The sequence below is a fragment of the Amycolatopsis sp. NPDC104863 genome (assembly GCF_055582965.1).
This window is the reverse complement of record NZ_JBVJOW010000001.1, coordinates 1281206-1295916: the sequence shown is the minus strand read 5'-3', so window position 1 is coordinate 1295916 and position 14711 is coordinate 1281206. Positions and strand designations below refer to the sequence as shown.

Below are 14711 nucleotides of genomic sequence, written 5' to 3'. Positions count from 1 at the left end.
ATAACAAAACTGCGGTAGCACCTGTCAGAGGTGGTCCACGGCGACGCGGTGGGCGAGCCGCCGCAGCAACGGCGCGGCGTCGGCCATGCACCGGGCCGGGTCGGGCTCCAGGTCCGTCAGGGCATACGCGGCCGTAATGCCCGCCGAAGCCAGTTCCGATGTGGACAGCTGACACCGCCCGGACACCGCGACACACGGAATCCCCTTCTCCGCCGCGGCCCGGGCGACTCCGGCCGGCGCCTTGCCCGAGAGCGTCTGCCGGTCGAGCGAGCCCTCGCCGGTGACGACCAGCGCGGACCCCGCGAGCGCGGCGCCGAACCCGAGCAGGTCCAGCAGCAGCGTGATGCCCGGGCGCATCCGGGCGCCCAGCACGGCCATCGCGGCGAAGCCCACTCCCCCGGCGGCCCCGGCGCCTGGCCGGTCCGCGAACGCCGGCCCGGCGACCGACGCCCAGTGCCGTAACGCCTCGTCGAGCACCTCGACGTCGTCGGGTGACGCGCCCTTCTGCGGGCCGTAGACGAACGCGGCCCCGTTCAGGCCGTAGAGCGGGTTGTCCACGTCGCTCGCCAGCTCGAAGTCCACTTCGGACAAGTCCAGTTCGGACAGATCCAGCGAAGCGACCCGGGACAGCGCCGCGCCGCCGGGCGGGAGCTCCCGGCCGGCGGCGTCGAGGAGCCGGGCGCCCAGCGCGGCGAGCATGCCGGCGCCGCCGTCGGTGCAGGCGCTGCCGCCCACCCCGAGGACGATCCGGCGGCAGCCCCCGCCCACCGCGGCCGCGATGACGTCCCCGGTGCCCGCACTGGACGCGCCGAGCGGCGACGGCGCACCGGGCAGCCGGTGCAGGCCGGACGCTTCGGCCAGCTCGACGACCGCCGTGTCGCCACGGACCGCGTACGACGCCGTCACCGGCACGCCGGTCGGGCCGCGTGCCGGGACCCGGACCCGGCGGAAGCCGGCGGCGACGGCGGCGTCGACCGTGCCGTCACCGCCGTCCGCCACCGGCAGGGTCTGCGTCTCGACCCGCGGGTGGACGTCGGCGAGGCCCCGGGCCACCGCCGACGCCACCTCGGCCGCGGTCAGCGACCCCTTGAACTTGTCGGGCGCCACGAGGACTTTCACACGCTCGCCTTGTAGGCCCGCCAGTCGCCGACCTCGGTGATGTCCCGCAGCGCGACGTGCGAGGTGTAGGGCCGCCGCAGCAGCATCGCGAACGCCGAACTGCCGTCGGTCAGCTCCACCACCCCCAGCTCCAGCTCGTGGGGCTCGGACGGGAGCACCTTGTCGCGCAGGTCGTCCAGCGAGACGTCGTACACCTCGCCGGTCACCTCCGCGCCGCCGTGCGACACCGGGTACAGCGCCGGGCACTGGTCGCCGACGGCGTAGAACCGGTACTTCGGCGCGGTTTTCGCCTCCGCCACGAACGGCGCTCCGGCCAGGAGGTGGTGCAGCGGCTCGCCGCGCATGGCGCCGCCGTTGAAGAACATCAGGGCCACGGGGATTCTCCTTAGCGGAAGAGGGCTTCGACGCCGTCGACGGCGAAGTAGACCGCGAACACCAGCGCCAGCACCGACAACAGCCAGCCGGCTTCGCGCCACTTGCCGCGGCCGATCTTGATCAGCACGAACGCGATCAGGCCGGCGCCGACACCGTTGGTGATCGAGTAGGTGAACGGGATCAGGGCCGCGGTGAGGAACACCGGGATCGTGTAGTCCGGGTCGTTCCACGGGATGGTGCGGCACTGCGCGACCATCATGCCGCCGATGACGACCAGCGCGGGCGCCGCGGCCTGGGCCGGAACCACTCCGGCGAGCGGGGTGAACAGCAGCGTCCCGGCGAACAGCAGGCCGGTGACCAAGCTGGCGAGGCCCGTCCGGGCGCCTTCGCCGACGCCGGCCGCGGACTCGAGGAACACCGTGTTCGGCGACGAACCGGTGACCCCGCCGGCGATCGCGCCCGCGCCGTCGACCAGCAGGATCCGGCCCATCCGCGGGACCTTGCCGTTCTTCGACAGCCCGGCCTCGTCCGAGACGCTCGTGATCGTGCCCATCGCGTCGAAGAAGCCGGAGAGCACCAGGGTGAACAGGAAGACCGTCGCCGCGAGCGCCCCCGCCGAGGCGAAGCCGCCGAAGAGATCGATGTGCCCGAAGAGCCCGAAATCCGGGGCCGCGACAACGTGGTCGGGCAGCGCCGGGGTGGTCAGGCCCCAGCCGCCGACGCCGAACCCCTCGTGCAGCACGACGGCGAACACCGTCGCCACGCCGATGCTGATCAGCACCGCGCCCGGGACCTTGCGGGCCATCAGCACGATCATCAGCAGCAGGCCGAAGCAGAACACGACGATCGGCCAGCCGTGCAGGTGCCCGCTCGCCCCGAGGCGGACCGGGACCGTGGTCTGCGCCGCGTCCGGCACCCGGGTCACGAACCCGGCACTGACCAGCCCGACCAGGGCGATGTAGAGCCCGATCCCGACGGTGATCGCCATCTTGAGCGGCCGTGGGATGGCGTTCATGATCCGTTCGCGGACTCCGCTGACGGCCATCAGCACGATGCAGACGCCTTCCAGCACCACCAGCCCGAAGGCCTGCGCCCAGGTCATCGTCGGGGCCATCTGGAACGCGACGATGCCGTTGATGCCGAGGCCGGCGGCCAGCGCGAGGGGCGCGTTGCCGACGACCCCCATGAGGATCGTCATCACGGCGGCGGCCAGCGCCGTCGCGGTGGTCACCTGCGCCGCGGAGAGCCGGGCGCCGGTGATGTCGGCGGAGGCGCCGAGGATGAGCGGGTTGAGCAGCACGATGTAGGCCATCGCGACGAACGTCGTGACGCCGCCGCGGACCTCGCGGCCTACCGTGGATTGCCGGGCGCGCAGTTCGAACAGCTTGTCGAGCAAAGATCGCCGTGGCGCGGGTACTTCGTCGACCACGGGGGTGGGGACTTCGGTCTGGGTCATGCGTCCTGCCCTTGCCGGTGGGTGTGCTCGGCCAGGCCGAGGCACAGCGCCGTGCCTGGCGAGCGGGACGTTCGATTCGGTTGTGCTCCGGTCAGCTGGCCTTGTGGGTCAGAGGTCGGCGGGTCAGTAGTCGGTGCGGTCGCTCTTGTCGAGCCACGCCGCGAAGGGGGCGAAACCGTCCTTTGCGGACAGTCGGGTGATGGGGACCGTCCAGCTTTCGCGCGGGCGGTCGAAGAGCTCGTAGAAGACGCGGTCGTCGAAGCCGGCCTTGGCGGCGTCGTGCCGGTCGGCGGCGAAGACGACCTTGTCGACCCGCGCCCACAGCGCCGAGGACAGGCACATCGGGCACGGCTCGCAGCTGGAGACGAGCACGCAGCCGTCCAGCTTGAAGTCGCCGAGGGCCTGGCAGGCCGCGCGGATCGCGACGACTTCGGCGTGCGCGGTCGGGTCGAGGTTCGCGGTGACGCGGTTGACGCCGGTGGAGACGATCTCGCCGTCGCGGGCGATCAGGGCGCCGAACGGACCGCCGCCGTTCGCGACGTTCGTCGCCGCGATGCGGATGGCCTCCTCGAGCCATTCCTGTTCGACGGAAATCGACGTGGTCATCTCAGACTCCAGTGATGTGTTCGGGGCGGATGGGGACACGCGGCAGCTCGAGGCCGGTGGCCGCGCGGATGGCGTTGGCGATCGCCGGGGTGGCCGAGATCGTCGGTGGCTCGCCGACGCCGCGGACGCCGTAGGGCGCGTGCGGGTCGGGCCGTTCGAGGACGTCGACGCGCATCGGGGGCATGTCGAGGATGGTCGGGATGAGGTAGTCGGTGAACGACGGGTTCCGGACCTTGCCGTCCTTGACCAGGATCTCCTCCATCACCGCCAGACCGAGGCCCTGGGCCGAGCCGCCCTGGATCTGGGCGATGACGGCGTCGGGGTTCATCGCCTTGCCGACGTCTTGCGCGCAGTCGAGCTGCACCACCTTGACCAGCCCGAGGTCCAGGTCGACGTCGACCACCGCGCGGTGCGCCGAGAACCCGTACTGGACGTGGGCGTCACCCTGGCCGGTCTCGGGGTCGAGTGGGTAGGTCTTGCGGTGGTGGAACTCGCGGGTCTCCTCGATCGCCGTCTCGCCGAGCAGGTCGGCGAGGTCCGCGACGACTTCGCCGTCGGCCGCGACCACCTTGCCGCCGGTGAGCGTGAGCCCGTCGGCCGGACGGCCGAGGCGGACCGCGGCGAGGGCGTACACGGCGTCGGCGACCGCGCGGCAGGCGTTGCGGACCGCACCACCGGTCACGTAGGTCTGGCGCGACGCCGAGCTGGAGCCGGCGTCGCCGACGCTCGTGTCGGCCGGGTGCACGCTCACCCGTGTCAGGCCCAGCTCGGTGCGGGCGATCTGCTGCTGCAGGGTGACCAGGCCCTGGCCGACCTCGGCCGCGGCGGTGTGCACCATCGCGACCGCCTCGCCGCCGAGCACCTCCAGCCGGACGCGGGCGGTCGAGTAGTCGTCGAGGCCTTCGGCGTAGGAGATGTTCTTGATCGTGACGCCGTACCCGACGCCGCGCACGACGCCTTCACCGTGGGTGGTGTTGGACGCGCCGCCGGGCAGCTCGCGGATGTCGCGTTCGCCGGTGGGTTCGGGCGGCAGCGGCAGGTCACGCAGGCGCTGGACCAGCTCCGCCACCGGCGCCGGGAAGTCCACGACCTGGCCGGTGACCACAGTGGACCCTTCGCTCAGCGCGTTGCGGATCCGCAGTTCGGCCGGGTCCATGCCCAGGGCGGCGGCGAGTTTGTCCATTTGGGACTCGTAGGCGTACGTCGGCTGGACCGCGCCCAGGCCGCGCATCGCGCCGCAGGTCGGGTTGTTGGTGTAGACACCCCAGCCCTCGATGTGCGCGTTCGGGACGTCGTACGGGCCGACGCTGAGCGTGGTGCCGTTGCCGACCACGACCGGGGTCTTCGACGCATACGCGCCGCCGTCGAAGTACATCTTGGCGCGCACGTAGACGAGCTCGCCGTCGCTCGTGGCGCCGTGCTCGTAGTACATCTTCGCCGGGTGGCGGTGGACGTGCCCGAAGAACGACTCCAGGCGGTTGTAGCTCATCTTCACCGGCCGCCCGGTGCGCAAGGCGAGCATGCACGAGTGGATCTGCATCGACAGGTCCTCGCGGCCGCCGAACGCACCGCCGACGCCGGACAGCGTCAGCCGGACCTTGTCCAGCGGGAGCCCCAGGGCCTTCGCCGTCTGGCGCTGGTCGACGTGCAGCCACTGGGTCGCCAGGTAGAGGTCGACTCCGCCGTCCTCGGCCGGCACCGCGAGCCCGGACTCCGGCCCGAGGAACGCCTGGTCCTGCATGCCGATCTCGTAGACGCCGGAGACGACGACGTCCGCGGTCGCGGTCGGGTCGCCCTTGACGATCCGCTGGTGACGGACCAGGTTCCCGCCCGGGTGCAGCTTCGGCAGCGTGTCGTCGTGCGCGGCCCGCTCGGGGTCGGTGATCGGCTCGAGGACGTCGTACTCGACGACGATCTCCTTGAGCGCCTGCCGCGCGATCTCCGGGTGGTCCGCGGCGAGGATCGCGACCGGCTCACCCTGGAAGCGGACCAGGTCCGCGGCCAGCGCCGGGGTGTCCTGGTACTTGAGGCCGTAGACGTTCTCCCCCGGCACGTCCTCGTGGGTCAGCACCGCGTGCACGCCCGGCTGGGCCAGCGCGCGGGAGACGTCGAGGCGGACGATCCGGGCGTGCGGGTGCGGGCTGCGCAGGGTCGCGCCCCACAGCATGTCCTCGTGCCACAGGTCGGAGGAGTAGGCGAACTCGCCGCGGACCTTGAGCGTGCCGTCGGGGCGCAGCGGGCTCTCGCCGATGCCGCCGGCGATCGTGTCGTGCAGCTCCTGCGGGGAGCGGGCCGGGGCGCTCATCGGACGGCCTTCTTCGCGGCCGCGTCACGGACGGCGTCGAGGATCTTCTCGTAGCCGGTGCAGCGGCAGAGGTTGCCGGCCAGCGCCTCGCGGATCTCGACGTCGCTCGGGTCGGGGACGCGCTCGATCAGGTCGTGCGCGGCCACCAGCAGGCCGGGGGTGCAGAACCCGCACTGGACGGCGCCGCGCTCGACGAACGACTCCTGCACCGGGTCCAGGTCGTCGCCGGAAGCGAGCCCTTCGACTGTGACGACGTCGCGGCCCTCGGCCTGCCCCGCCGCGACCAGGCAGGAACACGCCGGGACGCCGTCGACGTACACCGTGCAGGAGCCGCATTCGCCCTGCTCACAGGCGTTCTTCGAGCCCGGCAGGCCGAGCCGCTCGCGCAGCATGTAGAGGAGGCTTTCGCCTTCCCAGACGTTGTCCGCCCGGCGGGGCTCGCCGTTGACGGTGACGTTCACGCGCACTTCGCGCTCCCTCCGCAGTAGTCGGTCCAGGCCCAGGTCAGGGTTCGCCGCGCCATCACGCCCAGGGCGTGCCGGCGGTAGGCCGCGCTCCCCCGGACGTCGTCGATCGGCGCGGCAGCTCCGGCGACCAGGTCGCCGAAGCGGCGCTTCACCGAGTCGTTCAGGGCCTTCGGTGCGTCCCAGTCCAGCTCGCCGGCCAGGAACTCCTCGGCTTCGAACGCCCGGCGCGGGGTCGGCGCGGCCGAGCCGACGCCGGTGCCGACGCGCCGCTGGTCCGGGTGCAGTGCCAGCCCGAACGCGGCGACGGCGATGACCATGGCGTTGCGGGTGCCGATCTTGCTGAACTGCTGCGGCCCGGTGGCCGGGGCCAGCAGCACGGACGTGATCAGCTCGTCCGGCTCCAGGACGTTCCGCTTGACGCCGACGTAGAAGTCCTTCGCCGCGACGATCCGGGTGCCGCGCACCGACGCGATCTCGACCTCCGCGTCCGCGGCCAGGAGCGCCGGGTGTGAGTCGCCCGCAGGCGAAGCTGCGCCCAGGTTGCCGCCCACGGAACCGCGGTTGCGGATCTGCGGGGACCCCACGGTCCGCGAAGCCATCGCGAGGCCGGGCAGCTGTGCGCCCAGTTCGGTGATGATCCGGGTGTAGGGCACGGCCGCGCCGATCCGGATCCGGCCGCCGTCGGCGCCGTGCTCGTGGAGCTCGGCGACCCGGCCGAGGTCGAGCAGGGCTTCGGGACGGCGGTGGTCGAAGTTGAGCTCGACCATCACGTCCGTGCCGCCGGCGATCGGGACCGCACCGGGGTTCGCGGCCTTCGCGGCGAGCGCGTCGGCCAGCGAGGCGGGTCGGAGGAATTCCACTGTGGACGTCCTTTCGGGGCTGCTTCGATAAGGAGTACACACGGTGAACTGTGGCTCCGACCACGGCAAAACCCCTGAAAGAAGGGTGAATTTCGGGCCCGCGTTTGTACTTTCCGACAAGCGCTTGATCGCGGACGCGGAAAGGCCGCCGCACGAGGTCAGGGTCTCGTGCGGCGGCCGTGGTCACGCGGCGCGTTGCCAGTCCGGCCAAAGGTAGGCCGGCCCCGGAGCGGTACGTGACCGTTGCTCCGAAGTCATCCGGCCGTGGCTGTGGTCGGACTGGCAACCAACGGCGCCGTTACGCGGGCTCGAACTCCTTGACGGCGTCGAGGGCGGCACCCATGGCGGCGTTGCCCTCACGTTCGATCATGATCTCCACCAGGACCGGCCGGCTGGTGCGCTCGGCCTCCTTGCGGGCCCACTCCAGGGACGTCCGGATCTCGGCCGGCTCGTGCACGCGGGTGCCCGAGCAGCCGTAGGCCTCCATGATCTTGACGTTGTCCGTGCCGTTCGCGTCGTAGTGGATGTCGACCTCGAAGTTCATGTCGTACCCGGTCTCCGCCTGCCGGATCAGCCCGAGGTACTCGTTGTTGAGCATGATCAGCACGAACCCGACGTCGTACTGCGCGGCCACCGCCAGCTCCTCGACGAGGAACTGGAACGAGTAGTCGCCGACCACGCCGACAACCTCGGCCTCCGGCCGGGCCTTCTTGACGCCGATCGCGGCGGGGATCTCCCAGCCGAGCGGACCGGCCTGGCCACACACCTGGTAGTGACGCGGCTTGTGCGCCTTCTGGAACTGGCCCGACCAGATCTGGTAGAGCCCGATCGCGGTGACGAAGTAGGTGTCCTCGCCGAAGGTTTCGTTGATCTCCTTGAAGACCCGCGGCGCCTTGATCGGCAGGGTGTCGAAGTCGTCCCGGCGGGGAAGCGCTTCCTTCAGCTCCGCGATCCGGCCGACCCACTCGCGCCGCGGCTCCGGCGCACGCTCGTCCAGCGCCGCCAGCAGCGCGTCCAGGAACTCCCGGGTGTCCGAGACGATCCCCAAGTCGGGGCCGAACACCTTGCCCAGCTGCGTCGGCTCGATGTCGACGTGGATGAACTTCCGGTCACCGCGGTAGACCGACAGCTCACCGGTGTGCCGGTCGCCGAACCGCGCGCCCAGCGCCAGCACCAGGTCGGACTCGAGGAAGGCCGCGTTGGCCCAGCGCTGCGACGTCTGGATGCCGGCCATCCCGGCGAACAGCTCGTGGTCCTCGGGGAAGCTCCCCTTGCCCATGAGCGTCACCTGCACCGGGACGTCCAGGCGCTCGGCCGCGGCGCGCAGCTGCTCGCTCGCCTCGCCGAGGACAACACCGCCGCCGGCCAGGATCAGCGGGCGTTCGGCGGCCAGCAGCATCTCCAGCGCCCGCTCGACCCGCGCGGCGGCGGGTTTGACGGCGGTCACCGGCAGCGGCGAGTCGATCGAGGAGTCCCACTCGATGTCCTGCTTCTGGACGTCGATCGGGAGGTCGATCAGGACCGGGCCGGGGCGGCCGGACCGGGCGATCCGGAAGGCCTCGCGGAAGATCCACGGCAGCTGCGCGGCCTCCTTGACCTGCACCGCCCACTTCGTCACCGGCTTGGCGATCTCGACGATGTCGACGGCCTGGAACGCTTCTTGGTGCAGCTTCGTCGTGGCCGCCTGCCCGGTGATGCAGATCATCGGGATCGAGTCCGCGTGCGCGGTGTAGAGCCCGGTGATCATGTTCGTCCCGGCCGGCCCGGACGTGCCGATCGCGACGCCGACGTTCCCGTTCGTCCGGGCCCAGCCGTCGGCCATGTGCGTCGCACCCTCTTCGTGGCGGACGATCAGGTGCTGGATCGCCCGGCCTTGCAGGGCGTTATACAGCGGGAGGATGGCCGCGCCGGGGCAGCCGAAGACGGTGTCGACGCCTTCGCTCTCCAGGACGTCGACGACCGCTTGCATGGCGGGGATTCTGGGCATGTCACACCTCCGCCGGGACGCGGCCCGACAACTGTTCGACGACCTTCAGCAAGGCCGAGTGGTCCAGGGAGCCGTACCCCATGGCACGGCCGGCGGCGACGAGCTGGGCGACCAGCCCGGTCAGCGGGAGCGCGACGTCGGCCTGCCGGGCGGCGGCCAGCGCGATCCCCATGTCCTTGTGGTGCAGGTCGATCCGGAACCCGGGTGCGAACTGACGGTCCACCATGGACTTGCGCTTGAGCTCGAGGATCCGGCTGCCGGCCAGTCCCCCGGCGAGCACGTCGAGCCCGGTCGCGGCGTCCACTCCGGACGCTTCGAGCAGCACGATCGCCTCGGCGACCAGGCCGTAGATCCCGCCCACGACGAGCTGGTTGGCGGCCTTGACCACCTGACCGGCGCCGTGCGGGCCGACGTGCACGATCGTCTTGCCGACGGCGTCGAGCACCGGCTTCGCGGCGTCGAAGTCGGCCGCGTCCCCACCGACCATGATGGACAGCGACGCCTGCTCGGCGCCGGCCTGCCCGCCGGAGACCGGGGCGTCGAGGACGCGGATCTTCTTGTCCCGCGCGAGGTTCGCGACCTCGATCGACGTCTCGGGCCGGATGGTGCTCATGTCGATCAGCAGCGTGCCGGGCGCGGCGGTGTCGAGGACCCCGCCGCCGGCCAGCACGACCGCCTCGACCTGCGGGTGGTTCGGCAGCATCGTGATCACGACGTCCGCCCCGGCCACCGCGTCGGCGACGTCGCTCGCGGCGCGTCCCCCGGCGGCCTGGAGCTTCTCCCCCGCCGCGGCGTGCACGTCGTAGCCGCTGACGTCGTGCCCGGCCGCGACCAGGTGCGCGGCCATCGGGGCGCCCATCACGCCCAGTCCGATGAATCCCAGTTTCATGCTCGTCCCCTTCGGGTGGTCGGCAGCCAGTTCAGCGACGTGACGGTGTCGGGCTCCGGGACGTACTCGATCCCCACGAACCCGGCGTAGCCCGCGTTCTGGAGCTTCCGCAGGTGGCCGTCGAGGTCGAGGGACCCGGTGCCGGGCTGGTGGCGGCCGGGCGCGTCGGCGATCTGCACGTGCCCGATCCGGGCGATGTGCTCCGTCGCCAGCGCGTCCAGGTCGTCGCCGTTGACTGCCAGGTGGTACAGGTCGGCCAGCAGCCGCACGTTGTCGCGCCCGAGGTCGTCGAGCACGGCCACGGCGTCCGCGGCGGTCTTGAGCGGGTAGCGGTCGGCGCCGGAGAGCGGTTCGAGGACCAACTGGGCGCCGATCTTCGCGGCCGCCTCGGCGGCGGTGGCGAGGTGGACCAGCGCGAGGTCGTCCTGCTTGGCCGGGTCTTCGCCGTCGAGCCGGTTGCCGTAGAGCGCGTTGAAGCTGCGGCAGCCGGTGCGTTCGGCGATCCCGAGTGCGACGACCAGGCTGTCGGCGAACTCGGTTTCGCGGCCGATCCACGAGACCAGGCCGCGCTCCCCCGCCGCCATGTCACCGGCGTAGAAGTTCAGCCCGCGCAGCCGGACGCCGGCCTGCTCGACGCCGCGCACGAAGGCGTCGACCTCGTCCCGCGCCGGCACCGCGACCTCGAACGGCCACCAGTACTCGACGTCGGTGAAGCCCGCCGCGCGCGCCGCCGCCGCCCGCTCGGGCAGCGGTACCTCCTTGAACAGGATCGACAGGTTGGCGACGTACGGCAGGGTGTGCCCCTCTTCTGGCATCGCGACCTCAAATTTCGCTATCCGGAATCTTTCTTTCGCATATCGAGAATAGCTGCTCGGCGGCGGCGCGGTCAACGGGTCATCGCCCCGGCAACCTTCGCCTGACCCCGTGTGCGACCTCCGGCGTAGCGCCTACGCCGCGAGTCGCACGCGGCCCGCGTCGAGATCGCCCTTCAGCCGGTCGATCCCGACGTCATCCAGGCCTACCTTCGGCCGCGACGAAGGGAGACGGATGATCGAGGCACACGCGGTGTCCAAGCGCTACGGCGCCCGGACCGCGGTGGACGGGGCGACGTTCACCATCAAGCCCGGGGCGGTGACCGGGTTCCTCGGCCCGAACGGCGCCGGGAAGTCCACCACCATCCGGATGATCATGGGCCTGGACGCGCCCACGTCGGGCTCGGTGACGGTCAACGGCAAGGTCTACGCGCACCACCCCGCGCCCCTGCGGGAGGTCGGCGCGCTGCTGGAGGCGAAGGCCGTCCACCCGGGACGGTCGGCGTTCCACCACCTGCTCGCTTTGGCGCTCACCAACGGGATTCCCCGCCGGCGCGTCGAGGAGGTGCTCGAGCTGGTCGGCCTGACCGGCGTCGCGCACCAGCGCGCGGGCGGGTTCTCCCTCGGCATGGGACAACGGCTCGGCGTGGCCGCGGCGCTGCTCGGCGACCCGGCGACGCTGGTGCTCGACGAACCCGTGAACGGCCTGGACCCGCAGGGCATCCTGTGGATCCGCACCCTGCTGCGCCGGCTCGCCGCCGAGGGGCGCACGGTGTTCGTGTCCTCGCACCTGATGAGCGAGATGGCGTTGACCGCCGACCACCTCGTGGTGATCGGCCGCGGCCGGGTCATCGCCCAGACGTCGGTGCGGGAGTTCGTCGACCGCGCTTCGGCGAAGGTCGTCCGCGTCCGCACTCCGCAGGCCGCCGAGCTGCGGGAACTGCTGGCCGGGCCCGGGATCGACGTCACCAGCGCCGCCCCCGGGCTGCTCGAGGTGCACGGCGTCACCGGCGCCGAGGTCGGCCTGCTCGCCTGCCGCCACGGCATTCCGCTGGAGGAGCTCGCACCGGTCCAGGCCTCGCTCGAAGAGGCCTACATGGAGCTGACCGCAGACGCCGTCGAGTACCGCACTCCCGAAGGGCAGATCGCATGACCACCGGTGTCACGCTCGGGCGCGTCACGCGCTCGGAATGGGTCAAGTTCCGGTCCCTGCCGTCAACCCCGATCACGGTGATGACGGCCCTCGTGACCATGGTCGCGCTCGGCTGGCTCACCTGCGCCCTCAACGCAGACCGCTGGCCACAGCTGAGCGAGCAGACCCGGGCGCGGCTCGAGCCGACCGCGCTGAGCATCCAGGGGTACGTCCTGGTCCAGCTCGCGTTCGGGGTGCTGGGCGTGCTCGTCGTGTCCGGGGAGTACACCTCCGGCCAGATCCGCTCGACGTTCTCCGCGGTGCCCACGCGCACGCCCGTGCTCGCCGCGAAGGCGGCCGTGCTCGCGGCCGTGGCGTTCGTGGCGGGCGAGGTGGCCGCCTTCGCCGCCTTCCTCGGCGGGCAGGCTTTCCTTGCGTCACAGGACATCGAGACGAGCCTGGCCGAGCCCGGGGTGTTCCGGGCGGTCTTCGGCGTCGGGCTCTACGTGACCGGAATCGGGCTGTTCGGGGTCGCGCTCGGCTGGCTGGTCCGGCACACCGCCGGGGCCATCGCGGCGCTGGTCGCGCTCGTCATGATCGTGCCGAGCCTCGCCGGGGTGCTCCCGGAGAGCTGGGTCCCGCACGTCGTGCCGTACCTGCCGAGCAACGCCGGGCAGGCGCTGATCACCGTCCGGCCCTCGGCGCTCAGCCTGCCGCCGTGGACCGGCTTCGCGTGGTTCTGCGGATACGTCGTCGTCGCGCTCACCGCGGCCGCGTTCGTGCTCAAGCGGCGGGATGCCTGAAACCGGTGCCGTCCCGGCGGGCGGAGGAGATGATGGCGGGGTGACCGACGCACCGATCGACCCCGGGTTCCGCTCCGCTTGGCCGGGCATCGAGCCGCTGCGCGCGTGGGCGCGCCAGCACCCGGCGCCCGCCGACCTGCTGCTCGCCTTCGCCCTCCTCTTCCTCGCGCTGGTGGTCGGCGCCGAGGGCGCCCAGCCGCGCGGACCGTGGCTCGTCGCCGTGGTGGTGCTGCTCCTCGGGGCGCTGGCCCTCCGGCGGCGGTTCCCGCTGACCGTCCTGGGTGTCACGACCGCGACCGGGGTCGCCCAGGACCTGGCCGGGCCGCAGTTCCCGCCGACGCTGGTCGCGGTGCTGGTCGCCGGGTACACCGTCGCCGCGCACCGCGACCGGCACCGCGTCCCGGCGGCGGTGGCGACGGTCGTCGCGCTCACCGCGGGCGGGCTCAGCGGGAGCACCGGGTGGCCGATGGTCGTCGCCGGGCTGGTGTTCACCACCGCGATCGTGACCGCGGCGTTCGCGCTCGGGGTGAACGTCCGGATCCGGCGGACGTACCTGGCGGCGCTGCACGACCGGGCGGTGCGGGCCGAGCGGGAACGCGACCAGGAGAGCCAGATCGCGGCCGCGCGCGAGCGGGCGCGCATCGCCCGCGAGATGCACGACATCATCGCGCACAACCTCTCGGTCATGATCGCGCTCGCCGACGGCGCCGCGTTCGCCGCCCGCACCGACGGCGCCCAGGCGGAGGCGGCCGCGAAGCACGTCTCGGCGACGGGAAGGCAGGCGCTGGACGAAATGCACCGCCTGCTCACCGTGCTGCGCACCGGTGAAGACAGCCCGCGGGCGCCGCAGCCCGGCATCGCGGCCCTCGACGAACTGGTCAACCAGGTCCGCGCGACCGGGCTGCCCGCGACGTGGACGGTCACCGGACGCCGGTTCCCGCTGCCGCCGACGGTCGAGCTGGCCGTCTACCGCGTGGCCCAGGAAGCGCTCACCAACGTCCTCAAACACGCCGTCACCCCGACGGCGGCGAAGATCCACCTCACCTACGACGAGCCGGTCGTGACCCTCGAAGTGCTCGACGACGGGCAGCCGTCGACGGTCCCGGCCGGCGACGGCGGGCACGGGCTCAGCGGGATGCGCGAACGCGCGAGCGTCTCCGGCGGCGACGTCGAAGCCGGGCCGCGGCCCGGCGGCGGCTGGCGGGTGCTGGGCCGGTTCGGGAGCGGCTCGTGATCACCATCCTGCTCGTCGACGACGAACCGTTGCTGCGCCTCGGTTTCCGGCTCGTACTGGAGTCCCAGCCGGACCTGACGGTGGTCGGCGAGGCCGCCGACGGCGCCGCGGCGGTCACCCGCACGGCGGAGCTCGACCCCGACGTCGTGCTGATGGACGTCCGGATGCCTGGGGTGGACGGGATCACCGCGACCCGCGAGATCGTGCGGGACTCACCGCGCTCGCGGGTCCTCATCCTGACCACGTTCGACGTCGACGAGTACGCCTTCCCCGGGCTGAAGGCCGGCGCCAGCGGGTTCCTGCTGAAGAACGTGCCGCCCGACGACCTGCTCACGGCGATCCGCGCGGTGGCCCGCGGGGACGCCGTGGTCGCCCCGACGGTCACCCGGCGGCTGCTGGACACCGTCGCCGACCGCCTGCCCGACCCGGCGCCGGACGGCGGGCCGCCCACCGCCCGCGGCCTCGACCGGCTCACCGATCGCGAGCTCGAAGTGCTCGAGAAGGTGGCCGCCGGGCTGTCCAACGCCGAGATCGCCGGGGTGCTGGTGCTGTCGGAGGCGACGGTGAAGACCCACGTCGGGCGCATTCTCACCAAGCTCGGCCTGCGCGACCGGGTCCAGGCCGTGGTCCTCGCGTACGAGACCGGCCTGGTCCGGCCGCGCTGAG

At 72.2% G+C, this 14711-nt stretch carries 14 protein-coding genes; 4 read left to right on the top strand and 10 right to left on the bottom strand.

Features of this window, described 5'->3' with window-relative positions; all coding sequences use genetic code 11:
* Positions 1-24: 24 nt before the first annotated feature.
* The 10 genes from ACZ63J_RS05675 to ACZ63J_RS05630 all read right to left on the bottom strand — a co-directional run bounded on the left by ACZ63J_RS05675 (position 25) and on the right by ACZ63J_RS05630 (position 10879).
* A complete protein-coding gene (locus ACZ63J_RS05675) occupies positions 25-1119 on the bottom strand; it encodes a glycerate kinase (RefSeq protein ID WP_465406905.1) in 1095 nt (364 codons plus the stop codon).
* Complete coding sequence (locus tag ACZ63J_RS05670) at positions 1116-1493, bottom strand: allophanate hydrolase-related protein (RefSeq protein ID WP_465340568.1); 378 nt, start codon at positions 1491-1493, stop codon at positions 1116-1118. Before ACZ63J_RS05670 ends, ACZ63J_RS05675 begins: the two co-directional genes overlap by 4 nt.
* An 11-nt stretch (positions 1494-1504) precedes the next feature.
* A complete protein-coding gene (locus ACZ63J_RS05665; protein WP_465406907.1) occupies positions 1505-2950 on the bottom strand; it encodes an NCS2 family permease in 1446 nt (481 codons plus the stop codon).
* Positions 2951-3073: 123 nt separating this feature from the next.
* A complete protein-coding gene (locus ACZ63J_RS05660) occupies positions 3074-3556 on the bottom strand; it encodes a nucleoside deaminase (RefSeq protein ID WP_465406909.1) in 483 nt (160 codons plus the stop codon).
* 1 nt (position 3557) lies between these two features.
* Positions 3558-5861 (bottom strand): xanthine dehydrogenase subunit D, encoded by a 2304-nt coding sequence (gene pucD / locus ACZ63J_RS05655; protein WP_465406911.1) that lies wholly within the window; start codon positions 5859-5861, stop codon positions 3558-3560.
* On the bottom strand, positions 5858-6328 hold the full coding sequence (locus tag ACZ63J_RS05650; protein WP_465304716.1) for a (2Fe-2S)-binding protein: 471 nt from the start codon (positions 6326-6328) through the stop codon (positions 5858-5860). Before ACZ63J_RS05650 ends, pucD begins: the two co-directional genes overlap by 4 nt.
* Positions 6319-7188 carry an FAD binding domain-containing protein gene (locus tag ACZ63J_RS05645; protein ID WP_465406913.1) on the bottom strand — a complete coding sequence of 290 codons (870 nt, stop codon included), beginning with the start codon at positions 7186-7188 and terminating at the stop codon, positions 6319-6321. Before ACZ63J_RS05645 ends, ACZ63J_RS05650 begins: the two co-directional genes overlap by 10 nt.
* Positions 7189-7486: 298 nt before the next feature.
* The gene (gene gcl, locus ACZ63J_RS05640) at positions 7487-9175 is read right to left on the bottom strand and encodes a glyoxylate carboligase (RefSeq protein ID WP_465406915.1); all 1689 of its coding nucleotides are present in this window, start codon (positions 9173-9175) and stop codon (positions 7487-7489) included.
* Between the two features lies 1 nt (position 9176).
* A complete protein-coding gene (locus tag ACZ63J_RS05635; RefSeq protein WP_465406917.1) occupies positions 9177-10064 on the bottom strand; it encodes a 2-hydroxy-3-oxopropionate reductase in 888 nt (295 codons plus the stop codon).
* Complete coding sequence (locus ACZ63J_RS05630; RefSeq protein WP_465406919.1) at positions 10061-10879, bottom strand: hydroxypyruvate isomerase family protein; 819 nt, start codon at positions 10877-10879, stop codon at positions 10061-10063. Before ACZ63J_RS05630 ends, ACZ63J_RS05635 begins: the two co-directional genes overlap by 4 nt.
* A gap of 232 nt (positions 10880-11111) precedes the next feature.
* On the opposite strand from ACZ63J_RS05630, the gene ACZ63J_RS05625 reads away from it, so the two are divergent.
* The 4 genes from ACZ63J_RS05625 to ACZ63J_RS05610 are packed head-to-tail and all read left to right on the top strand — an operon-like array spanning position 11112 to position 14710.
* The gene (locus ACZ63J_RS05625) at positions 11112-12029 is read left to right on the top strand and encodes an ABC transporter ATP-binding protein (protein ID WP_465406921.1); all 918 of its coding nucleotides are present in this window, start codon (positions 11112-11114) and stop codon (positions 12027-12029) included.
* Positions 12026-12811: an ABC transporter permease gene (locus tag ACZ63J_RS05620; RefSeq protein WP_465406922.1), complete on the top strand. Its 786-nt coding sequence runs from the start codon at positions 12026-12028 to the stop codon at positions 12809-12811. Before ACZ63J_RS05625 ends, ACZ63J_RS05620 begins: the two co-directional genes overlap by 4 nt.
* A gap of 40 nt (positions 12812-12851) precedes the next feature.
* On the top strand, positions 12852-14045 hold the full coding sequence (locus tag ACZ63J_RS05615; protein WP_465406924.1) for a sensor histidine kinase: 1194 nt from the start codon (positions 12852-12854) through the stop codon (positions 14043-14045).
* The gene (locus ACZ63J_RS05610) at positions 14042-14710 is read left to right on the top strand and encodes a response regulator (protein ID WP_465340556.1); all 669 of its coding nucleotides are present in this window, start codon (positions 14042-14044) and stop codon (positions 14708-14710) included. Before ACZ63J_RS05615 ends, ACZ63J_RS05610 begins: the two co-directional genes overlap by 4 nt.
* Position 14711 lies beyond the last annotated feature (1 nt).

Excerpts from the sequence above, each read along its gene's own strand:
- ACZ63J_RS05665 (WP_465406907.1), bottom strand. The coding sequence starts at position 2,950 with ATGACCCAGACCGAAGTCCCCACCCCCGTGGTCGACGAAGTACCCGCG.
- ACZ63J_RS05660 (WP_465406909.1), bottom strand. The coding sequence starts at position 3,556 with ATGACCACGTCGATTTCCGTCGAACAGGAATGGCTCGAGGAGGCCATC.
- pucD (WP_465406911.1), bottom strand. The coding sequence starts at position 5,861 with ATGAGCGCCCCGGCCCGCTCCCCGCAGGAGCTGCACGACACGATCGCC.
- gcl (WP_465406915.1), bottom strand. The coding sequence starts at position 9,175 with ATGCCCAGAATCCCCGCCATGCAAGCGGTCGTCGACGTCCTGGAGAGC.
- ACZ63J_RS05635 (WP_465406917.1), bottom strand. The coding sequence starts at position 10,064 with ATGAAACTGGGATTCATCGGACTGGGCGTGATGGGCGCCCCGATGGCC.
- ACZ63J_RS05630 (WP_465406919.1), bottom strand. The coding sequence starts at position 10,879 with ATGCCAGAAGAGGGGCACACCCTGCCGTACGTCGCCAACCTGTCGATC.
- ACZ63J_RS05625 (WP_465406921.1), top strand. The coding sequence starts at position 11,112 with ATGATCGAGGCACACGCGGTGTCCAAGCGCTACGGCGCCCGGACCGCG.
- ACZ63J_RS05620 (WP_465406922.1), top strand. The coding sequence starts at position 12,026 with ATGACCACCGGTGTCACGCTCGGGCGCGTCACGCGCTCGGAATGGGTC.